The organism is Methylobacterium hispanicum, assembly GCF_022179285.1.
GTDB classification, from domain to species: Bacteria; Pseudomonadota; Alphaproteobacteria; order Rhizobiales; family Beijerinckiaceae; genus Methylobacterium; species Methylobacterium hispanicum.
Map to the genome: position 1 here is coordinate 129,291 of NZ_BPQO01000015.1, position 19,764 is coordinate 149,054.

Consider the following 19,764-nt stretch of genomic DNA (forward strand, 5'->3'; position numbering starts at 1 on the left):
CCGGCCGGATCTCAGTGACGGATGCGCCCGCCGCCCTCGCGCGGGCGCGTCCGAACGGTTGAGGGCGGTCCGCCCGGCGCGGTCCGCACCCCCGAGCAGGATGGACGGACCATGGCACGCCAGGACCTGAACGAAGCGCTCCTCGAAACCTCGTTCCTCTACGGCGGCAACGCCGCCTATATCGAGGAGCTGCAGGCGGCCTACGCGCGCAACCCCGCCTCGGTCGATCCCGAGTGGCAGAACTTCTTCAAGGCCCTCGGCGAAGACGAGACGCTGGTGGAGAAGAACGCCAAGGGCGCGTCCTGGACCAAGCCCAACTGGCCGGTGCCGCTCAACGGCGAGATCGTCTCGGCGCTCGACGGCAACTGGCCGGCACTCGAGAAGGGCCTCGGCGACAAGATTTTGGCGAAGGACGCCAAGCCCGGCAAGCCGGCCGACGGCGCCGCGGTCGTGGCCAAGACCGGCGTCTCCGTCGAGCAGGCCACGAAGGATTCGGTCCGCGCGATCATGCTGATCCGCGCCTACCGCATGCGCGGCCACCTCCACGCCAAGCTCGACCCGCTGGGCCTCGCCCCGCGCGGCGACCACGAGGAGCTGCACCCGCAGCATTACGGCTTCCAGGAGAGCGACTGGGACCGCCAGATCTTCCTCGACAACGTGCTGGGCCTCGAGTTCGGCACGATCCGCGAGATCGTCGGCATTCTGGAGCGGACCTACTGCCAGACGCTCGGCGTCGAGTTCATGCACATCTCGGATCCGGCCGAGAAGGCGTGGCTGCAGGAGCGCATCGAGGGCAAGGACAAGGAGATTTCTTTTACTCCTGAGGGCCGCAGGGCCATCCTGAACAAGCTCATCGAAGCCGAGGGATTCGAAAAATTCCTCGATCTCAAGTACACCGGCACCAAGCGCTTCGGCCTCGACGGCGGCGAGGCGATGATCCCGGCGCTGGAACAGATCATCAAGCGCGGCGGCGCGCTCGGCGTGCGCGAGATCGTGCTCGGCATGGCCCACCGCGGCCGTCTCAACGTGCTGACCAACGTGATGGCCAAGCCCTTCCGGGCGGTCTTCCACGAGTTCAAGGGCGGCTCGGCCTCGCCGGCCGAGGTCGAGGGCTCGGGCGACGTGAAGTACCATCTGGGCGCGTCCTCGGACCGCTCCTTCGACGGCAACAACGTCCACCTCTCGCTGACCGCCAACCCGTCCCACCTCGAGATCGTCGATCCGGTGGTGCTCGGCAAGGTGCGGGCCAAGCAGGACCAGTGGGCCAAGCCCAACGTCGAGCGCCGCACGGTGCTGCCGCTCCTCATCCACGGCGACGCGGCCTTCGCCGGCCAGGGCGTGGTGGCCGAGTGCCTCGGCCTCTCGGGCCTCAAGGGCCACCGCACCGGCGGCTCGGTGCACTTCATCATCAACAACCAGATCGGCTTCACCACCGATCCGCGCTTCTCGCGCTCCTCGCCCTACCCGTCGGACGTGGCGAAGATGGTGGAAGCTCCGATCTTCCACTGCAACGGCGACGACCCGGAGGCGGTGACCTTCGCCGCCAAGGTCGCGGTCGAGTATCGGCAGAAGTTCGGCAAGCCGGTCGTGATCGACATGCTCTGCTACCGCCGCTTCGGCCACAACGAGGGCGACGAGCCGGCCTTCACCCAGCCGAAGATGTACCAGCGCATCCGCAAGCACCCGACCGCGCTGGAGACCTACGGCCGCAAGCTGGTCGAGAGCGGCGTGCTGACCCAGGAAGCGCTCGATGCCCGCAAGGCCGAGTTCCGCGGCATGCTCGATGCCGAACTCGACACGGCGACGAACTACAAGGCCAACAAGGCCGACTGGCTCGACGGACGCTGGTCCGGCTTCAAGGCGGTCTACGAGGACGTGGACGACCCGCGCCGCGGCCGCACCGCCGTGCCCGCCGAGACCCTGCGGGAGATCGGCCAGCGGATCACGCAGGCGCCCCCCGGCTTCCAGCTGCACCGCACGATCCAGCGCTTCCTCGACAACCGCGCCAAGGCGGTCGAGACCGGGCAGGGCATCGACTGGGCGACCGCCGAGGCGCTGGCCTTCGGCTCGATCCTCCTCGACGGCAACCGGGTCCGCCTCTCGGGCCAGGATGTCGAGCGCGGCACCTTCTCGCAGCGCCACGCCGTGGTGATCGACCAGGAGAACGAGCAGCGCTTCACCGCCCTGAACTCGATCCGCGAGGGGCAGGCCAACATCGAGATCATCAACTCGATGCTCTCCGAGGAGGCGGTGCTCGGCTTCGAGTACGGCTACTCGCTGGCCGAGCCGAACGCGCTGGTGCTCTGGGAGGCGCAGTTCGGCGACTTCGCCAACGGCGCGCAGGTGGTGATCGACCAGTTCATCGCATCCGGCGAGCGCAAGTGGCTGCGCATGTCCGGCCTCGTGATGCTCTTGCCGCACGGCTACGAGGGCCAGGGGCCGGAGCACTCCTCGGCCCGCCTGGAGCGCTACCTGCAGGGCTGCGCCGAGGACAACATGCAGGTCGCCAACTGCACGACGCCGGCGAACTACTTCCACATCCTGCGCCGGCAGCTGAAGCGCGACTTCCGCAAGCCGCTCGTGCTGATGACGCCGAAGTCGCTGCTGCGCCACAAGCGGGCGGTCTCCTCCCTCGACATGCTGGCGGAGGGCTCGACCTTCCACCGCATCCTCTGGGACGACGCCGAGCAGGAGTCGAGCGAGCTGAAGCTCGTGCGCGACGACAAGGTCCGCCGCGTCGTGCTCTGCTCGGGCAAGGTCTACTACGACCTCTTGGAGGAGCGCGAGAAGCGGGGCGTCAACGACGTCTACCTGCTGCGCGTCGAGCAGCTCTACCCGTTCCCGCTGAAGGCCTTGGCCACCGAGATGGGTCGCTTCCGCAACGCGGAGGTGGTCTGGTGCCAGGAGGAGCCCAAGAACATGGGCGCGTGGTCCTTCGTCGAGCCCTATCTCGAATGGGTGCTGGGCCAGGCGGGCTCCGCCTCGAAGCGCCCGCGCTACGTCGGGCGCCCGGCCTCGGCCTCGACCGCGGTCGGCCTGATGTCGAAGCACCAGGCGCAGCTCCAGGCCTTCCTCAACGAGGCCCTGGCGGTCTGACCGAGAGCCGATGCCCTACTTCCTGCTCCGCCTCGAGCCGCCGCGTCCGAGCTTCCCTTTCGACGCGACGGACGCCGAGAAGGCCCTGTTCTCCGAGCACGCGGCCTACTGGATCGACCGCGCGGAGCGGGGGCAGGCCGTCGCGGTGGGGCCCGTCTTCGACGCGGCCGGGACCTGGGGCCTCGCCCTGGTGGAGGCGGAGGACGACGCGGCCGCGCGCGCACTCGGGGCCGACGATCCCGTCATCCGGGCGGGAGCCGGCTTCGCCTATACCCTCTCGGCCGTTCCAAACCTGATTCTGCGGCGTTGAGGCCGCGAACCGACAGCCACAGGAGGCCCCCCGCGGGGCAGTGAGAGCATGGCAACCGACATCCTCGTCCCGACGCTCGGCGAATCCGTGAGCGAGGCCACGATCGGCCGCTGGTTCAAGAAGCCCGGCGACACGGTCGCGGCCGACGAGCCCCTGGTGGAGCTGGAGACCGACAAGGTCACGCTGGAGGTCAACGCCCCGGCCGCCGGCGAGCTCGGCGAGATCCTGGTGAAGGACGGCGAGACGGTGGAGCCCGGCGCGCTGCTCGGCTCGATCGTCGAGGCGGGCGCGGGCGGCGGCGCGAAGGCGGCCCCGAAGCAGGCCGCCGAGACCAAGGCCGAGAGCCGCAGCGAGGGCCCGAAGGACGGCGGCTCCGCGAAGGCCGAACCCCCGAAGGAATCCTCGGCGAGCTACGGCAGCCACGGTGACGGCGCGCCCCAGGCCGGCCGCCCGGTCGGCGACAACGGCCCGGCGGTGGCCAAGCTCGCCCGCGAATCCGGCGTCGATCCGTCGGGCGTCAACGGCAGCGGCAAGGACGGCCGCGTCACCAAGGGCGACATGCTGGGCGCCATCGCCAAGGGACCCGCTCAGGCGGCGCCCGCCAAGGAGGCCCGGCCCACCCTGCCGCGCGCGCCTTCCGCGCCGGACGACGCCGCGCGCGAGGAGCGCGTGCGCATGACGAAGCTGCGCCAGACCATCGCGCGCCGCCTCAAGGACGCGCAGGACACCGCCGCGATGCTGACGACGTTCAACGACGTCGACATGTCGGCCGTGATGGCGATGCGGTCCCAGTACAAGGACATCTTCGAGAAGAAGCACGGCACGAAGCTCGGCTTCATGGGCTTCTTCACCAAGGCGGTGATCGGCGCCCTGAAGGATGTCCCGGCGGTCAACGCCGAGATCGACGGGCAGGATCTCGTCTACAAGAACTACTACCACATCGGCATCGCGGTCGGCACCGACAAGGGCCTCGTCGTGCCGGTGGTGCGCGACGCCGACGACCTCTCGATCGCCGGCATCGAGAAGACGATCGCGGGCTTCGGCAAGAAGGCGCGCGACGGCAAGCTCTCCATCGAGGAGATGCAGGGCGGCACCTTCACGATCACCAACGGCGGCATCTACGGCTCGCTGATGTCGACGCCGATCCTCAACGCGCCGCAATCGGGCATCCTCGGCATGCACCGCATCGAGGAGCGGCCTGTCGTGCGGGGCGGCAAGATCGAGGCGCGGCCGATGATGTATCTGGCCCTCTCCTACGACCACCGCATCGTGGACGGGAAGGAGGCCGTGACCTTCCTCGTGCGCGTCAAGGAGGCCCTGGAGGACCCGGCGCGCCTCGTGCTGGACCTCTAAGCCGGCCTTCTCATCGACATCGAAGCGCGGGCGCATGAGCCCGCGCACCGGACTTCCTGCGGGCCCGGCATGGCCTGCCTCGATCCGCGAGTTCTGAACGCATGTCCTACGATCTCGTCGTCATCGGCACCGGCCCCGGGGGCTATGTCTGCGCCATCCGGGCGGCCCAGCTCGGGCTGAAGACCGCGGTGGTCGAGAAGCGGGCGACCCATGGCGGCACCTGCCTCAACGTCGGCTGCATCCCCTCGAAGGCCCTGCTGCACGCCTCGGAAGCCTTCGACGAGGCCAACCACCACTTCGCCGATCTCGGCATCGAGGTGAGCGGGGTGAAGCTCGACCTGAAGAAGATGATGAGCTTCAAGTCGGAAGGGGTCGCGGGCAACACCAAGGGCGTCGAGTTCCTGCTCAAGAAGAACAAGGTCGACACCTATCAGGGCACCGGCCGGATCGCCGGCGCGGGACGCGTCGAGGTCGTCTCCGAGGACGGCGGCAACCGGATGCTGGAGACGAAGAACATCGTCATCGCCACCGGCTCGGACGTGGCCAAGCTGCGCGGCGTCGAGATCGACGAGCAGGTGGTGGTCTCCTCCACGGGCGCGCTCGAACTGGACCGGGTGCCGAAGAAGCTCCTCGTCATCGGCGCGGGCGTGATCGGGCTCGAACTCGGCTCGGTCTGGCGGCGCCTCGGCGCCGAGGTCACCGTGGTCGAGTATCTCGACCGGGTGCTGCCGGGCATGGACGGGGAGGTGGGCAAGCAGTTCCAGCGCATCCTGACCAAGCAGGGGCTGGCCTTCAAACTCTCCACCAAGGTCACGGGCGTCGAGGTGGCTAAGAAGGGCGCGAAGGTCACGGTGGAGCCCGCCGCGGGCGGCGCCTCCGAGACGCTGGAGGCCGACGTGGTGCTGGTTGCCATCGGCCGCGTGCCCTACACGCAGGGCCTCGGCCTGGAGACGGTCGGCGTCCAGGTGGACGACAAGGGCCGGATCCAGACGGACGAGCACTTCGCCACCAACGTCACCGGCATCTACGCGATCGGCGACGTGATCGCCGGCCCGATGCTCGCCCACAAGGCCGAGGACGAGGGCGTGGCGGTGGCCGAGATCCTGGCCGGCCAGTCGGGCCACGTGAACTACGCGGTGATCCCGAACGTGGTCTACACCTTCCCGGAGGTCGCCTCTGTCGGCAAGACCGAGGAGGAGCTGAAGAAGGACGGCATCAGCTACAACGCCGGCAAGTTCCCCTTCACGGCCAACGGGCGGGCCAAGGCCAACGGCACCACGGACGGCTTCGTGAAGGTGCTGGCGGATGCGGCGAGCGACCGGGTGCTCGGCGTGCACATCGTGGGGGCGGATGCCGGCAACCTGATCGCCGAGGTCGCGGTGGCGATGGAATTCGGCGCATCCTCGGAGGACATCGCCCGGACCTGCCACGCCCACCCGACGCTCACCGAGGCCGTGAAGGAAGCGGCCCTCGCGGTCGCCAAGCGCGCCATCCACGTCTGAGGAACGGTCCGGATCCCGGCGATCCGTCGATCGAACGCCGCGCGGCGCGTCAGTGACGCGCCGCGCGGGACTCCTCCAGCACCGGCGCGAGGCCGAGCTGGCGGGCGAGCGAGACGAGGTCCTTCAGCCGGCCGGTCTGCGTCTTGCGCCGCAGGTTCAGCCGATGGGTCTCGACCGTGCGCACGCTGAGCGCGAGGCGGCGGGCGACCTCCTTGTTGCTGAAGCCCGCGCTGAGGAAGCGCAGCACCTCCGCCTCCCGCGGGGTCAGGCCGAGCGCCTCGCCGGACTCCGGCTGCGGCTCGCCGTGGGGGCCCGAGAGGCGCTCCTGGCCGGCGGCGAGCGCCAGGATCGCCGCGCTGAGATCGCGCGGCGATCCCGAGCGGGCGATCACGGCGTCCGTGCCGGCCGCGAGCAGTGCCCCGAGATCGGCTCCACCCAGGGCCTGGAAGGCGGCCAGGACCCGTAACCGCGGCTGCCGCTCCTTCAGTGCGCCGATCTGGGCGAGCCCGTCGCCGACGCGCCGCGCGTCGATGAAGACCAGGGCGACGAGGTGGTCCAGTTCCGTCTCGGCGAGATCCGCCTCGTGCAGGGTCTGGAGTTCGGGCAAGTGCTCGAGGGTGGCCCGAACGGTCGGACACAGGTCCTGCGGCTCGTCAACGATCAGCACGCCCACCGCAGCACTCATGATCCCACGCCCCTCTTCCCGCAATGAGACGGCGCCGCCGTTCTCGGAAGGTGCGTTTCAAGTTCGAGTCCAGGCGCTTTCGGCAGAACGTTAAGGTTTACGCGGGGCTATTCCGTAGGAGAGCCCGGTGATGGACGGCCGACGGTTGTCCCGAATGCGGACGCCGGGGTCGACGTCTCGAGGAGGTCTGTGCCGATTCGGTCCGGCCCAGATTGGCCTCAGCCGGCGCGGGCCAGGATCAGGTCGGTCGCCGCCGAGACCACGCGGTCGCGGCCGCCGGCCTTGGCCTCGTAGAGGGCGATGTCGGCCCGCTTCACCAGCGCCTCGACCGAGTCGCCTTCCGTCCAGGTGCTGACGCCGAAGCTGCAGGTGAGCCGCACCGGGCCGCGGCTGCCGCGGATGCGCAGGTCGCGCGCCTTCAGGCAGAGGCGCCGGGCGACCGCCTCGGCGGCCTCCAGCCCGGTATCGGCGAGCGCGATGGCGAACTCCTCGCCGCCGAGCCGCCCGGCCCGGCCCTCCTCGGACATCAGCTTGGCGACCGCCTGGATCGCCCGGTCGCCGATATCGTGGCCGTGCTCGTCGTTGATGCGCTTGAAGTGGTCGATGTCGGCCAGGATCATCGAGAGGCGGCCGTGGTTGCCGGCCCGGTCCGCGCTCTGGCTGGCCTGTGCGAAGAAGGCGCGCCGGTTCAGCAGGCCGCTCAGCGGGTCCGTCTCGGCGAGGCGGATCAGATGCTCCTGCAAGGTGGTCAGCCGCTCGGCGGCGCGCAGGCGCGCGTGCAACTCCTCGGCGCAGGGCGGCTTGTCGATGAAGTCGTCGGCGCCGCTGTCGAGGGCCTCCGCCAGGGTGCGCTCGTTGCGGGCCGACGACATGGTGATGACGTAGAGGGGGCGGCGCTCGTCGGCCAGCAGGCGCGCGGACCAGCACAGTTCCAGGCCGCCGAGCGGCCGCACCTGCAGGCTGGTGATGAGCACCCGGATCTCGGGCCGGTCGGTCAGGAAGGCGAGGGCCTCCGCCGAATCCGTGAAGCAGTGCACATTGTGTCCGCGCGGCTCGAGCAGCCCCGCCACGATCTTGAGGACGACGCGGCTGGAATCGACGATGACGATATTCATGGGCAGTCTTCCGGCGGCGATCGACCCTGGGATTGATTGTGGCCCGGAAAGCTTAATGCCCCTTCCACCGCCCGTCGGGGCGCGCCGGCCGTGAGCGCGCCGCCGGTCACGCCGGACGGGCGCTACATCGTCGTGCGCGGCCGGCTGTGGCGGCGCGCCGACCCCGCCCTCACGGAGACGGCGCGGGCGCGGGCGGTCGCGGCGCTGATGGCCGCGCGGCGGGCCGTGCGCGACGCCAAGGCGGCGGAGCGGCGCGGCCTGCGGGACGCGGGCGATGCCCTGCGCGCGGCGCGGGACGCGGTGCAGGCCGCCAAGGAGGCGCTCGGCGAGCGCGGCCCGGTCTGGTGGGACGACGGCGCCCCGGACGAGACCCGCAGGATGGCGCGCAACACGCGCTACGCGGCGTGGTTCGCGGGCCTCGCGGGGGAGGGCGCCGTGGCGGGGGAACTCAGCGGCGCGGGACCTGGACCTCGATGACGCGCACGCCCGCGGGCCGGTAGCCGCCGGCCTCGGCGGCCGCCCAATCGCCCCGGGCGTCCCGCGACAGGATGCGGGCGCCGGGCGCGGGCCGGCGGCGCGCCGGCTCCCGGGCGTTGATCACCGTGAGGGTCGGCTCGCCGACCGGGGTTCGCGGGATGCCGGAGATCGTCGGCACGCCGTAGGTGCCGTAGCTCCAGGCCGGCGGCACGATCTCGCTGGGGCGGGGGAAGCGGGTCAGGGGCGCGCCGACATAGGCGCCGCGCACCGCCTCGTCGGCGAAGCCGTAGCGGGCTGCCCCGTCGTCGTAGCCCGGCGCGTAGGCGGGGCCGTAGCCGCTCCCGTAGACCTCGACCGCGCCGGCGCCGCCGGTTCCGACGGCCAGGGCGAGCGCGGCGAGCGCCGCCCGGGTGATGTGAGCCGACATGCTGATCCTCCGGCGCGCCAGGCGTGGACGTCCCGGAGAACGTCACGCTCTCCGGTGTCGTTCCGGCACCGGGCGCCGCGCCAGCCGCGCAGACTGCGTAAGGCGCCGTCTGGGCATGAAAAAGCCCCGGCGAGAGCCGGGGCTCGGCGAGGCCCGGGATGGGCCGGCTTCAGCGGCAGGTCGTGATCCGGCGCACGATCCAGCCCTCGCCCTCGATCCAGAGGCGGCGGCGGGCGCGGCTGCAGTTGGTGTCCTCCTCGGCCTCGGCCGTGGAGGCGGCGGCGGGCCGCACGGGGCTCGCCTCCGCGACCTTGGCGATGCCGCGGTCGGAGGCCGCCGGGGCGGCGGAGGCGGGGCCCGCGAGGGCGAGGAGAGAGGCCGCGGCGAGGCCGGCGGCGGAAAGCTTGAGCATGGGATGTCCGTTCGTTCGCCGCCGGTCCGTGCCGCGGCCGTCAGCCTGGTCCGACCGGGCTCTTCGGCCCGCGCGATCTGTTGACTGCTCAATGCACGGCTCAGCCTTGCGGTTGCACCGGAACGACAGGATTTACCCACGGAATCGCCACGATTGTCCCCAGATCGCGGGCGTCGGGCAGGGTCGGCTCGGCCGGTTCCGACGCCGCCCGGCTGCGTCCGGACCCGGCCCGCGCACGGTCATTTCAGCGCGTCCCGCCGCCCGGCACCTTGCCGCCGTCCGGTGCAGGGATTAGTCATCCGCGCTCAAGCAGATCGAGGCGAAGCGCCAAGTTCTCGATCTGACGAATCGGCTTCTTTGGAATGCTTCCAGATCTTGGAGGCGCTGAAAGCCGATCGAGCATTAGGTTTTAACGATTCCAATCTGGAGAACGACATGGCGGACGGCTCCGCGTTCGTCCAGGCCTTCACGATCCTGTTTCGGGAAGGCCTGGAAGCGCTTCTGATCATCGCGGCGCTCGTCGCCTTCCTGCGCCGGGCGGGCGCCTCCGAGCGGATCGCCCCGGTCTATGCGGGCGCCGGGCTCGCGGCTCTGGCAAGCCTCGCCATGGCGTGGGTGTTCGAGACCTATTTCGACGGCAACCACAACGACCTGATGGAGGCGAGCGTGATGCTCGCGGCGGCCGCGCTGATGTTCTACATGAGCGGCTGGCTCTTCGTCCGGCAGGACCCGAAGGCCTGGCAGGCCGACCTGAACCGCCTCGCCGAGCGGGCGCTCGGGGCCGGCACCATCCTGTCGCTCGCCGGCATCGCCTTCCTGGCGGTGTTCCGCGAGGGCGCCGAGACCGTGCTGTTCCTGCACGCGCTGGCCAAGAGCGGCAACGGCTTCGACGGCTCCCTCTTCGGCGGCCTCGCGGTCGCGGCGCTCGCGCTCGCCGCGATGTTCGTGGCCATGCAGTGGCTGGCGCTGCGCCTGCCGCTCCGGCCGATGTTCGTGATCACCTCCGCCTTCCTGTTCGTGATGGGCCTCAAGCTCGTCGGCGAGGCCTTCCAGGAGTTCCAGGAGCAGACCCTGATCCCGGTCCACGACGGGGGGGTGCCGGGCTTCGTCACCGAGATCGGCTTCAACGGCACCTGGGAGGCCATCGGCACCCAAGGGGCCCTGGTGGCGATCGCGCTCGCCTGCCTCGCCGCCTACCTGACGCGGAACCGCGGCGCCGGGACGCGGCCCCAGGCGGCCCCGCAGGGCAAGCCGGCGCGGGCGACCTCCTGAGGGGCGACCGCACCGGTTCCGGACGAGGGCCCGCCGCGCCACCCGCGCGCGCCACCCGCGCGCGCCACCCGCGCGGCGGGCCCTTCCGTTTCAGGGCGCGGCGCCCGTCGTGACCGAGAGCATCGGCAGGGTCACGGCGAGCGTGCCGGCCTCCCGCGGCGGCGCGGCGAGCGCCGCGAAGGCCGCGAGGCCGAGGCAGAAGCCGAGACCGAGGAGGCCGGTCTCGAGCCCGCGGTAGAACCTGTCCATCGGGCGTTCTCCTCATCCGAGGTTCCGATGATCGGGCCGGGGCGTTAACGTTTCCTCAGCCGCCGTAGGCGACGAGCGCCGCCCCCGCCGCGATCAGCGCCACGCCGAGCCAGCTGAGCGGGCTCAGCGACTCGCCGAGGAGGAGGGCGCCGAACGCGGCCACCAGCACGACGCTGAGCTTGTCGAGCGGCGCGACCCGGGCCGCGTCCCCGAGGGAGAGGGCGCGGAAGTAGCAGAGCCAGGACGCCCCGGTGGCGAGGCCCGACAGCACGAGGAACAGCGCGCTGCGGCCCGAGACCTGCCCGAGGGCGGAGGCCTGCCCGGTGCCGAGCACGATCGCGGCGGTCAGCGCCGCAACGACGAGCGTCCGCAGGAAGGTCGCGACCTCGGAGGGCACGCCCGACAGGCCGAGCTTGGCCAGGATCGCGGTGAGCGCAGCGAACACGGCCGAGAGCAGCGCCCAGAGGCGCCAGGACGCGAGCCAGTCGCCCATCGGGCTCAAGGAATCAGCCGGTCGGCCCGCAGGCGTCCGAACAGGTCGAGGAAGGCGTCGTCGGACGGCTGGTAGCGCAGGAAGCCGAGCCGGCGGCTCTTGCCCATGTCGGTCACCACCTCGATCGGCCGGCCGAGGTCGGCGTCGGTGTGCCAGGGGGAGGCGAGGCGGTCGAGGTCGGGCTCGGCGAGGCCGTGGCGCGCCGCGATCTCGGCCCAGACGGCTGCGTCGCCCGCCATCTGCTCCTCCAGCGGCCGCACCGTGCCGTCGAAGGGAGCGGGCTCCAGGCCGAACCACCGGGCGATCCGCTCCCACATCCAGCTCCAGCGGAAGACGTCGCCGTTCACCACGTTGAAGGCCTCGTCCGCCCCCGCCCGGCTGGTCGAGGCCCAGAGGATGTGGTGCGCGAGCTGGCGCGCGTCGGTGACGTCCACGAGGCCGTTCCACTGCGCGGCCGAGCCGGGGAAGCGGAAGGGCCGCCCGGTCTCCCGGCAGAGGGTGGCGTAGACGGCCAGCGTGGTGCCCATGTTCATGGCGTTGCCGACCGCCTTGCCGACGATCGAGTGTGGGCGGTGCACGCTCCAGGTGAAGCCGTCGCGGGCCGCGGCCTCGAAGACGGCATCCTCCTGGGCGTAGTAGAAGTTTTCGACCGGGAGCCGTCCCTGCTCCTCGCGGAACGGCGTCTGCGGCAAGCGGCCTGTGCCGTAGTTCTCGAACGGCCCGAGATAGTGCTTGAGCCCCGTCACCAGGGCGACGTGGCGGACCGAGCCGCCCGGCCGCAGGGCCTCGAGCACGTCGCGCACGGCCTGCCCGTTCAGGCGAATCATCTCGGCCTCGGTCGGCCGGCGCGTCCAAGTGGCGAGGACGACGTGGCTCGGGCGCAGGTCCGACAGCGCGTCCCGCAGCGCGCCGGGGTCGTGCAGGTCGGCGCGCACCGGATGGATGCCCGGGGCGGCGGCCGGATTGCGGGCGAGCCCGAGGACCGACCAGCCCTCCGCCGCCATCAGGGAGGCGGTCGCGCTCCCCACGATGCCGCTCGCGCCGACGATCAGTGCCGTGCCGGTCATGTTCCTGGTTCCCTGGCCGCTCACCCCCCGGGGTGAACTGGGACGGGTGCCGTGCGGGTCCAGGCTTCCGCCCCCGAAGCCGGCAGCGCCGCGTCATCTCGGCCAAGTCTCACGCGGGCGTGTCGGTGGCGCGGCAAGGGGCCGGTTGTGCGCGATCCGGTTTGCCCCTTATGAACAGCTCGTAAGTTGAACCAGCCGGCCTCACGCAGGCCAAGGTTGTCGGAGGTCCTTCATGCGGCACTTCAAGATCGCACGCGCGCTCGCCACCGGCGTCGCCCTCGCTCTCGCGGTGGGAAGCGCGGCCTCCGCCCAGGACGCCTCGAACGACGCCTCGACCGCCGAGCAGACCATCGACGTGATGAACAAGCTGTTCGGCAAGCATCCGGGCTTCAGGGCCAACCACGCCAAGGGCGTGGTCGCCGAGGGCAGCTTCACGCCCTCTCCTGAGGCCGCCAAGATCAGCAAGGCCTCCCTGTTCCAGGGGCCGGCCGTGCCCGTGACGGTCCGCTTCTCGGACGCCACCGGCGTCCCGACCATCCCGGACGGTGCGGCCAACGCCAACCCGCACGGCATGGCGCTGAAGTTCAAGCTCGCCGACGACACGGAGATGGACGTCGTCGTCAACGCCCTGAAGTACTTCCCCGTCGCCACGGGCGAGGAGTTCCGCGACCTCCTGAAGGCCGTCTCCGAGAGCGGGCCGGACGCGCCGCGACCGACGGCGCTGGAGAAGTTCACCGCCTCTCACCCGGCCGCCGCCACGGCCGGCAAGACCGCCCAGACCCCGTCGAGCTTCGCCCGCCAGACCTATAACGGGGTGAACGCCTTCGTCTTCGTGGACAAGGACGGCAAGCGCCAGGCCTTCCGCTACCGCTTCGTGCCGGTCGAGGGCGAGGAGATCCTCCCGCCCGAGGAAGCCGCCAAGCGGGATCCGGGCTACCTGATGGCGGAGATCGGCCCGCGGCTGGCGAAGGAGCCCGCCCGCTTCCGGGTGCTGGCGCAGCTCGCCGAGGCCGGCGACCCGACCAACGACGCCACCAAGCCCTGGCCCGACGACCGCCGGACGATCGACCTCGGCACCCTGACGGTCGCCAAGGCCGTGCCCAACAGCCGCGAGGCCGAGAAGGCCCTGCTCTTCATGCCGAACGCCCTCACGGACGGGATCGAGGTGTCGGACGATCCGCTCATCGACGCCCGCGTCCAGGCCTACGCGGTCTCGTTCGGCCGCCGCTCGCAGTAGCGCGCCGGGGCCGGGCCGTCCTGGCCCCGGGCCCACGTCCCCTGCTCAGCGCGTGGTGCCGGGGGCCGGGGCGGTGGCGCCGCCCCGCTCGGCGGCCGGCGCAGGTGCCCTGCCGTCGGTGCGGCGGGCGCCGGCCTCGGTCGCGCCGGAGCCGGTGAGGCCGCCCGCGCCGACGCTCGTCGCGGAGCCCGCTGCGGCGCCCTGGGCCGGCTCGGACTTGTCGTCGGGGCGGCCCGCCGCCTCGGCGGCGCCGCCGAGGCCGACGAGGAGCGTGGCAGCGAGCAGGGTGGCGCGAATCTCTCTGGTCACGGGTCGCCTCCGGCATCCGGTTCGACGGCCCCGGTGGGCCGCCCAGTCGGACAAGCGGGCGGTGACGGGAGCGTTCCCGCCGCCTGCTCAGACTGGCGAGCGGTCCGCGTCGCGGTTCGACCGCGCGTCCTGGATGGCCCGCCGCAGCATGCGCGAGAGGTCGGCGATCGAGTAGGGCTTGCGCAGCAGGGGAAAGCCCTGCGTGCCCTGCTCGGCCATGACGTGGCTGTAGCCCGAGGCGAGGACCACCGGCATGTCCGGACGCCGCCGCCGGATCTCGTGCGCGAGTTCGACCCCGTTCATGCCCGGCATCACCACGTCGGAGAAGACGACCTCGAAGCGGAACGGCACGCGCTCGAACTCGGCCAGCGCCCGCTCGGCATCGGTCGCCCAGACCGTGCTGAAGCCGATCTCGCGCAGCGCCTGCTCGGCGAAGGCGCCGACCTCGGGATTGTCCTCCACGACGAGCACGCAGGTGCCGTGGCCGCTCGCCAGCGGGGCCGGCTCGGCCGCGTCCGGCAGCGGCACCCGCTCCGACCCGACCCGCGGCAGGTAGAGCGTGAAGGTCGTGCCCGCGCCCCGCTCGCTCGTCACCGTGATCTCGCCGCCGGACTGCTTGGCGAAGCCGAAGACCTGGGAGAGGCCGAGCCCCGTGCCCTGGCCGACGCCCTTCGTGGTGAAGAAGGGCTCGAAGATCCGCTCCAGATCCTCGGGGGCGATGCCGGCGCCCGTATCCGAGATCGACACGGCCACGAAATCGCCGGGCACGCTCGGATGGGTGCGCACCGCCGGGATGGCGGAGGTGGGACGGACGCGGATGCTCAGCCGTCCCTCGCCCGCCATGGCGTCGCGGGCGTTCACCACCATGTTGACCACGGCCGTGTCGAACTGGCTCGCATCCGCGTTCACGGCGAGGCGCTCGGGGCCCGCGTGCCGGTCCCCTCCCGCCGCGACCTCGGCCTCGAAGCGGATGCGCGCGCCTGTGAGCGTGCCGACCATCTCGGAGAGGGCGGTGACCGCCCGGCCGACATCGAACACCTCCGGGGTCAGGGTCTGGCGGCGCGCGAAGGCGAGGAGCTGGCCCGTCAGCTTGGCGGCCCGGTCGACCGTGTCCGAGATGGCCGCGACGTAGCGCAGGCGGCGCTCCTCGGGGAGGTTCGGGCGCTTGAGGAGGTCCGTCGAGGACTTGATGACGGTGAGCAGGTTGTTGAAGTCGTGCGCCACGCCGCCCGTGAGCTGGCCCACCGCCTCGAGCTTCTGCGACTGGCGCAGCTGCTCCTCCAGCGCCTTGCGCTCGGTCACGTCGCGGCCGGCGGCGCAGAAGAGGTCGCCCTGCGCGATGGCGTTCCAGGAGATCCAGCGCTCGGCGCCGTCGGCGGCGCGCAGGCGGACGTCGAGGTTGTCGAGAACCTCGCCCCGCACGATGCGCGCGAAGGCCTGCTGCGCCTCGGCCCGGTCGTCCGGATGGACGAAGGTGTCGAAGCGCGCGCCGACGAGCTGCTCCTCGCCCCAGCCGAGCATCTCCCGCCAGGCCGGGTTGACGGCCCGGTAGACGCCGTCGAAGCCGCAGACCACGAGCAGGTCGCGGCTGGCGCGCCAGACGAGGTCGCGCTCCGCCGTGCGGTCGCGCGCCGTCGCCTGCAGGACGGCCTCGGCCTCGCGGCGCTCGCTGATGTCGTTGAACAGGATGGCGACGCGGCGCTGGACGGGATCGCCGATGCGCAGGGCGTGCACGTCGAACCAGCGGCCCATGGCCACGGCCCCGCTCTCGAAGCGGACCGGCCGGCCCGTCAGCGCGACCGCGCCGTAGACGTCGAACCAGCGCCGCTCCAGCGCGGGCACCACCTCGCTCACCCAGCGTCCGATGACGTCGCCGAGCCCGGTCTGCCGCTGGAAGGCGGGGTTCACCTCCAAAAAGCGATAGTCGATCGCGCGCTCGTCGGCGTCGAAACGCATCTCGACGATGCAGAAGCCCGCATCGATCGCGTCGAACAGGGTGCGGTAGCGCGCCTCGCTCTCGGCGAGCTTGCCCTCCTCGGTCCGGAATCGCGTGACGTCGAGCTGGCTGCCGAAGAAGTAGCGCAGCCGCCCCTCGCCGTCGAAGACCGGGCTGACGTAGAGTTCGTTGCGGAAGGGCGTGCCGTCGCGATGGTAGTTGAGGATCTCGACCACGACGTCGCGCCGGGCCGCGATGGCATCGCGCAGCCGTGCGACGTCGGCGGGGTCGGTCCCCGGCCCCTGGAGGAAGCGGCAGTTGCGCCCGACCAGCTCCTCCGCCCCGTATCCGCAGAGGTCTTGGAAGGCGCGGTTCGCGAAGACGATCGGATTGTCCGGACGGTTCGGGTCGGTGACGATCTGCGGCATGCGGGTCTTCTCGGCGGCCGTGAACAGCAGGTCCGCCCCCGCCGGCGAGGTGCGCTGACCCGCCTCCGGCCGGCGGACGCCGTCCGCGAGCTGGGCGCGCAGCCGCGCATTCTCGGCTTCCAGCGCGCGCTCGCGGCCCCGCAGCCGCTCGACCTCATCCCCCATCATGCCAGGTCCGCTCGGCTCGACGGCTCGTCCGGCCGCCCCAGACCACAACGGCCAACAGGACGAGCGGGTTCTTCGTAGAAGCGGGCCGCCCCGTCGATGGCGCGGCCGCCCGCGGGCGGCGCCGTCCGGGCATTCCGGATCGTCGCGGCCGATTCCCGCTTCGGTTGCGGCCTCGGTCCCTGCGCGCGTCGCGCCGGCCAGGGGTGCGGGTTTGGGACGCATCCGCCCCGTCGCGCCCCGCCCTAGCTCGGGAACTGCGCCAAGTGCCGCGAGCGGCGCCTGGACCGGTATCGCCGTACCAGCTCGGCCGCGGCAACGTGACCGTTGAACGATCTACGTGCGCCTGCACGTATACGTTGTGCCGTGATAGGATCGCGGCCGTCATCTCTCCGACCGGGTCAGCCATGCCCCGGCCTTGCCAGGGAAGTCCTGCCAGCGGATGCCGTCGTCACCGGAGAAGCCCAGGACGAACGGTCCGCACACACCCGTGACCGGCAGCGGGCCGTCCGGCGTCGAGGACGTGCACCACGACATCTTCTTCGCGGCCGTCGAGACGACGCGCATGCCGATGATCGTGACCGACCCGCACCAGCCCGACAACCCGATCCTCTTCGTCAACCGCGCCTTCGAGCGCATGACCGGCTACACCCGGCAGGAGCTGATCGGCACGAACTGCCGCTTCCTCCAAGGGCCGGAGACCGATCGCGACACGGTCGACGAGGTGCGCGCGGCCATCGCCGAGCACCGCGAGTTCGCCACCGAGATCCTGAACTACCGCAAGGACGGCTCCTCCTTCTGGAACGCGCTGTTCGTCAGCCCGGTGTTCAACCGCCAGGGCGACCTCGTCTACTTCTTCGGCTCGCAGCTCGACGTCTCGCGCCGCCGCGACGCCGAGGAATCGCTCCATCAGGCCCAGAAGATGGAGAGTCTCGGCCAGCTCACCGGCGGCATCGCGCACGACTTCAACAACCTGCTGCAGGTGATCTCGGGCCACAACGAGGTGATGCTGGCGCTGATCGACCACCCCGACATCGACGTCTCCCGCCTGCGCCGGGCGGGCGAGGCGGTGCGGGACGCCTCCGAGCGCGCCGCCAAGCTCACGCACCAGTTGCTCGCCTTCTCGCGCAAGCAGCGGCTGGAGGGCCGGCTCCTCAACATCAACGGCCTCGTCCAGAACATGAGCGAGATGGCCGAGCGCACGCTGGGCGAGCAGGTCGTGATGCGCATGCTGCCGGCGCCCGACCTCTGGACCACGCGCATCGACCCGACCCAGGCCGAGGTCGCCCTCCTCAACGTGCTGATCAACGCGCGCGACGCGATGCCGAACGGCGGCACGGTGACGGTGAAGACCGAGAACCTGCTGATCGAGGACGAGGACACCGCCCTCTACAAGACGGTGGGCCCGGGCGCCTACGTGGTGGTCTCGGTGACCGACACGGGCATCGGCATGCCCCCCGAGATCCTGGCCCGGGTGATGGAGCCGTTCTTCACCACGAAGGGCGAGGGCAAGGGCACCGGCCTCGGGCTCGCCATGGTCTACGGCTTCGCCAAGCAGTCGGGCGGCTCGGTCAAGGTCTACTCGGAGGTCGGCCACGGCACCACCGTGCGCCTGCTCTTCCCGGCCTCGGACCAGAAGATCGAGGAGGAGCGCAAGGTCTCGCAGCGCGCCGCCGACCGGCACGGCACCGAATCGGTGCTCGTCGTCGACGACCGGCCGGACGTGGCCGCCACCGCGGGCACGATCCTGGAGGATTTCGGCTACAAGGTCACGATCGCGGACGGGCCCCGTGCGGCCCTCGAGGTGCTGGACGGCGAGGCGCGCATCGACCTGCTGTTCACCGACCTGATCATGCCGGGCGGCATGAACGGCGTCATGCTGGCCCGGGCCGCGCGCGAGCGCCAGCCCCGGATCAAGGTGCTGCTGACCACGGGCTACGCCGAGGCCTCGCTGGAGCGCACCGATGCGGGCGGCACCGAGTTCGAGATCATCAACAAGCCCTACAAGCGCATGGAACTCGCCCGGCGCGTGCGGCGCGTCCTCGACGGTCCGACGGGCGTCGGCTAGGGGCCTCGCGCCCCGCTCGGCCAGTCGTGCGGGCCGGTCCGAGCTGGCAAGGGATCGTGCCTCGACGACACGGTTCCGCGAAGCTTATCGATAGTACGTTGATACTATGCTTAGTAATTCTTTATCGTGAATGCTTCTCGCGAAAAGATTAAGATTTTGTCATCTTGAAACGGTGCGCTTCCGTCGGCGTTTCAACGCATCATCCACATGGAGGATAGAGGATGCGTATGAAACTTGCTGGCGCGGCGCTGCTCGCGCTGGGCACCCTGGCCGGCACGGCGGGCGCCGCGGAGGCCGCGCAGGGCTGCGGACCCGGCTTCCATCGCGGCTATTACGGCTGGTGCCGGCCGAACTGGCGGCCCTATGCCGACCGTCCCGTCGTCTACGCGCGGCCCGTCTACGGCTACGGCTGGCGCCGCCCCTGGGGCTGGCGCCACGCCGGCTGGCACGGCCGTCACTGGGGCTGGCGCCACGCCGGCTGGCGTCATCGCTGGTGAGGAACGGGGCCGGCGCACCCGCGCCGGCCCCCCGGCGGATCCATCCGCGCGCTCGGACGTCTTCCCGGCGAAGCTTTTTCGCGCCGAGGGGACCCTGTGAGCATCGGACTGATCGCGCTGCTGGACGACGTCGCGGCCCTCGCGAAGATGGCCGCGGCCTCCCTCGACGACGTCGCCGGCCAGGCCGCGCGGGCGGGCGCGAAGGCCGCGGGCGTCGTCATCGACGACGCCGCGGTCACGCCGCGCTACGTCGTGGGTTTCGCCGCCGAGCGCGAGCTGCCGATCGTCGGCCGGATCGCGCTGGGGTCGCTGCGCAACAAGCTTCTGTTCCTTCTGCCGGGCGCGCTCGCGCTCAGCGCCTTCGCGCCCTGGGCGATCACCCCGCTCCTCATGCTGGGGGGCGCCTATCTCTGCTACGAGGGCACCGAGAAGGTCTACGAGGCCCTCGTCCCCCACGGCGCCCATGCCCACGAGGAGGACCTCGCCGCCTCCGCGCACGACCGGACCGCGGAGGACCGACGCGTGGCGAGCGCGATCAAGACCGACTTCATCCTCTGCGTATTCCGACGAAGCCGGCCGGGGATTCCGATTTGAAGCCGGCCGTCATTCCGAGGCGAAGCCGGCCACCGTTCCGATCTGAAGCCGGCCGGTGGCGGAGGCGCTCCC

Annotated in this window: 18 protein-coding genes and 1 pseudogene; 10 read left to right on the forward strand and 9 right to left on the reverse strand. The window is 71.3% G+C overall.

What is annotated here, in order from left to right:
- The first annotated feature begins 111 nt into the window (after positions 1–111).
- The 4 genes from MFF56_RS17805 (at position 112) to lpdA (ending at position 6,261) form a co-directional block, all read left to right on the forward strand.
- Positions 112–3,096 (forward strand): 2-oxoglutarate dehydrogenase E1 component, encoded by a 2,985-nt coding sequence (locus MFF56_RS17805; RefSeq protein WP_066921498.1) that lies wholly within the window; start codon positions 112–114, stop codon positions 3,094–3,096.
- 10 nt (positions 3,097–3,106) lie between these two features.
- Positions 3,107–3,406, forward strand: coding sequence for a YciI family protein (locus MFF56_RS17810; RefSeq protein WP_066921500.1), 300 nt, complete (start codon positions 3,107–3,109; stop codon positions 3,404–3,406).
- A 48-nt stretch (positions 3,407–3,454) separates the two neighbouring features.
- Positions 3,455–4,759: a 2-oxoglutarate dehydrogenase complex dihydrolipoyllysine-residue succinyltransferase gene (gene odhB, locus MFF56_RS17815; protein WP_066921502.1), complete on the forward strand. Its 1,305-nt coding sequence runs from the start codon at positions 3,455–3,457 to the stop codon at positions 4,757–4,759.
- 101 nt (positions 4,760–4,860) lie between these two features.
- Positions 4,861–6,261, forward strand: coding sequence for a dihydrolipoyl dehydrogenase (gene lpdA / locus MFF56_RS17820; protein WP_066921504.1), 1,401 nt, complete (start codon positions 4,861–4,863; stop codon positions 6,259–6,261).
- Positions 6,262–6,310: 49 nt separating this feature from the next.
- Here lpdA and MFF56_RS17825 read toward each other — a convergent pair whose 3' ends face one another.
- Together MFF56_RS17825 and MFF56_RS17830 are read right to left on the reverse strand one after the other, a co-directional pair.
- Positions 6,311–6,946, reverse strand: a complete 636-nt coding sequence (locus MFF56_RS17825; protein ID WP_066921506.1) for a response regulator transcription factor — start codon at positions 6,944–6,946, stop codon at positions 6,311–6,313.
- Between the two features lie 218 nt (positions 6,947–7,164).
- Positions 7,165–8,061: a GGDEF domain-containing response regulator gene (locus tag MFF56_RS17830; protein ID WP_066921508.1), complete on the reverse strand. Its 897-nt coding sequence runs from the start codon at positions 8,059–8,061 to the stop codon at positions 7,165–7,167.
- 90 nt (positions 8,062–8,151) lie between these two features.
- On the opposite strand from MFF56_RS17830, the gene MFF56_RS17835 reads away from it, so the two are divergent.
- Positions 8,152–8,538, forward strand: a complete 387-nt coding sequence (locus MFF56_RS17835; protein WP_066921510.1) for a hypothetical protein — start codon at positions 8,152–8,154, stop codon at positions 8,536–8,538.
- Here MFF56_RS17835 and MFF56_RS17840 read toward each other — a convergent pair.
- Both MFF56_RS17840 and MFF56_RS17845 read right to left on the reverse strand, forming a co-directional pair.
- Positions 8,510–8,965 (reverse strand): hypothetical protein, encoded by a 456-nt coding sequence (locus MFF56_RS17840; protein ID WP_066921512.1) that lies wholly within the window; start codon positions 8,963–8,965, stop codon positions 8,510–8,512. The two genes, MFF56_RS17835 and MFF56_RS17840, sit on opposite strands and share 29 nt — an antisense overlap.
- A gap of 169 nt (positions 8,966–9,134) precedes the next feature.
- A complete protein-coding gene (locus MFF56_RS17845) occupies positions 9,135–9,377 on the reverse strand; it encodes a hypothetical protein (RefSeq protein WP_066921514.1) in 243 nt (80 codons plus the stop codon).
- A gap of 435 nt (positions 9,378–9,812) precedes the next feature.
- Here MFF56_RS17845 and MFF56_RS17850 point away from each other — a divergent pair, with 435 nt between their 5' ends.
- Positions 9,813–10,649 carry an FTR1 family iron permease gene (locus tag MFF56_RS17850; RefSeq protein WP_238230517.1) on the forward strand — a complete coding sequence of 279 codons (837 nt, stop codon included), beginning with the start codon at positions 9,813–9,815 and terminating at the stop codon, positions 10,647–10,649.
- Between the two features lie 90 nt (positions 10,650–10,739).
- Here MFF56_RS17850 and MFF56_RS17855 read toward each other — a convergent pair whose 3' ends face one another.
- Genes MFF56_RS17855 through MFF56_RS17865 form a run of 3 tightly spaced genes read right to left on the reverse strand, consistent with a single transcriptional unit; the run spans position 10,740 to position 12,458 of the window.
- Positions 10,740–10,898: a hypothetical protein gene (locus MFF56_RS17855; RefSeq protein ID WP_197430488.1), complete on the reverse strand. Its 159-nt coding sequence runs from the start codon at positions 10,896–10,898 to the stop codon at positions 10,740–10,742.
- 55 nt (positions 10,899–10,953) lie between these two features.
- Positions 10,954–11,391: an EamA family transporter gene (locus MFF56_RS17860; protein WP_066920306.1), complete on the reverse strand. Its 438-nt coding sequence runs from the start codon at positions 11,389–11,391 to the stop codon at positions 10,954–10,956.
- A 5-nt stretch (positions 11,392–11,396) separates the two neighbouring features.
- Positions 11,397–12,458: an SDR family oxidoreductase gene (locus MFF56_RS17865; RefSeq protein ID WP_066920304.1), complete on the reverse strand. Its 1,062-nt coding sequence runs from the start codon at positions 12,456–12,458 to the stop codon at positions 11,397–11,399.
- 232 nt (positions 12,459–12,690) lie between these two features.
- Here MFF56_RS17865 and MFF56_RS17870 point away from each other — a divergent pair, with 232 nt between their 5' ends.
- Complete coding sequence (locus MFF56_RS17870; RefSeq protein WP_066920302.1) at positions 12,691–13,695, forward strand: catalase family peroxidase; 1,005 nt, start codon at positions 12,691–12,693, stop codon at positions 13,693–13,695.
- Positions 13,696–13,740: 45 nt separating this feature from the next.
- On the opposite strand, the gene MFF56_RS17875 is transcribed toward MFF56_RS17870, so the two are convergent.
- Positions 13,741–14,004 (reverse strand): hypothetical protein, encoded by a 264-nt coding sequence (locus tag MFF56_RS17875; RefSeq protein ID WP_238230519.1) that lies wholly within the window; start codon positions 14,002–14,004, stop codon positions 13,741–13,743.
- Positions 14,005–14,091: 87 nt separating this feature from the next.
- Positions 14,092–16,533 carry a PAS domain S-box protein gene (locus MFF56_RS17880; RefSeq protein ID WP_283207434.1) on the reverse strand — a complete coding sequence of 814 codons (2,442 nt, stop codon included), beginning with the start codon at positions 16,531–16,533 and terminating at the stop codon, positions 14,092–14,094.
- A 442-nt stretch (positions 16,534–16,975) separates the two neighbouring features.
- Here MFF56_RS17880 and MFF56_RS17890 point away from each other — a divergent pair, with 442 nt between their 5' ends.
- The 3 genes and pseudogenes from MFF56_RS17890 to MFF56_RS17900 all read left to right on the forward strand — a co-directional run.
- The gene (locus tag MFF56_RS17890; RefSeq protein ID WP_066923926.1) at positions 16,976–18,601 is read left to right on the forward strand and encodes a hybrid sensor histidine kinase/response regulator; all 1,626 of its coding nucleotides are present in this window, start codon (positions 16,976–16,978) and stop codon (positions 18,599–18,601) included.
- A 221-nt stretch (positions 18,602–18,822) separates the two neighbouring features.
- A complete protein-coding gene (locus MFF56_RS17895; RefSeq protein WP_238230521.1) occupies positions 18,823–19,098 on the forward strand; it encodes a GCG_CRPN prefix-to-repeats domain-containing protein in 276 nt (91 codons plus the stop codon).
- A 96-nt stretch (positions 19,099–19,194) separates the two neighbouring features.
- Positions 19,195–19,653 (forward strand): annotated as a pseudogene (locus MFF56_RS17900) (DUF808 family protein); the annotation flags it as partial.
- Positions 19,654–19,764: the final 111 nt, after the last annotated feature.

Bases quoted from the DNA above. Each gene is read 5' to 3' on its own strand.
- MFF56_RS17865 (WP_066920304.1), bottom strand. From the start codon at position 12,458: ATGACCGGCACGGCACTGATCGTCGGCGCGAGCGGCATCGTGGGGAGC.
- MFF56_RS17830 (WP_066921508.1), bottom strand. From the start codon at position 8,061: ATGAATATCGTCATCGTCGATTCCAGCCGCGTCGTCCTCAAGATCGTG.
- lpdA (WP_066921504.1), top strand. From the start codon at position 4,861: ATGTCCTACGATCTCGTCGTCATCGGCACCGGCCCCGGGGGCTATGTC.
- MFF56_RS17880 (WP_283207434.1), bottom strand. From the start codon at position 16,533: ATGGGGGATGAGGTCGAGCGGCTGCGGGGCCGCGAGCGCGCGCTGGAA.
- MFF56_RS17805 (WP_066921498.1), top strand. From the start codon at position 112: ATGGCACGCCAGGACCTGAACGAAGCGCTCCTCGAAACCTCGTTCCTC.
- MFF56_RS17855 (WP_197430488.1), bottom strand. From the start codon at position 10,898: ATGGACAGGTTCTACCGCGGGCTCGAGACCGGCCTCCTCGGTCTCGGC.
- MFF56_RS17895 (WP_238230521.1), top strand. From the start codon at position 18,823: ATGCGTATGAAACTTGCTGGCGCGGCGCTGCTCGCGCTGGGCACCCTG.
- MFF56_RS17825 (WP_066921506.1), bottom strand. From the start codon at position 6,946: ATGAGTGCTGCGGTGGGCGTGCTGATCGTTGACGAGCCGCAGGACCTG.
- MFF56_RS17850 (WP_238230517.1), top strand. From the start codon at position 9,813: ATGGCGGACGGCTCCGCGTTCGTCCAGGCCTTCACGATCCTGTTTCGG.
- MFF56_RS17840 (WP_066921512.1), bottom strand. From the start codon at position 8,965: ATGTCGGCTCACATCACCCGGGCGGCGCTCGCCGCGCTCGCCCTGGCC.
- MFF56_RS17860 (WP_066920306.1), bottom strand. From the start codon at position 11,391: ATGGGCGACTGGCTCGCGTCCTGGCGCCTCTGGGCGCTGCTCTCGGCC.
- MFF56_RS17870 (WP_066920302.1), top strand. From the start codon at position 12,691: ATGCGGCACTTCAAGATCGCACGCGCGCTCGCCACCGGCGTCGCCCTC.
- MFF56_RS17810 (WP_066921500.1), top strand. From the start codon at position 3,107: ATGCCCTACTTCCTGCTCCGCCTCGAGCCGCCGCGTCCGAGCTTCCCT.
- MFF56_RS17845 (WP_066921514.1), bottom strand. From the start codon at position 9,377: ATGCTCAAGCTTTCCGCCGCCGGCCTCGCCGCGGCCTCTCTCCTCGCC.
- MFF56_RS17890 (WP_066923926.1), top strand. From the start codon at position 16,976: ATGCCGTCGTCACCGGAGAAGCCCAGGACGAACGGTCCGCACACACCC.
- odhB (WP_066921502.1), top strand. From the start codon at position 3,455: ATGGCAACCGACATCCTCGTCCCGACGCTCGGCGAATCCGTGAGCGAG.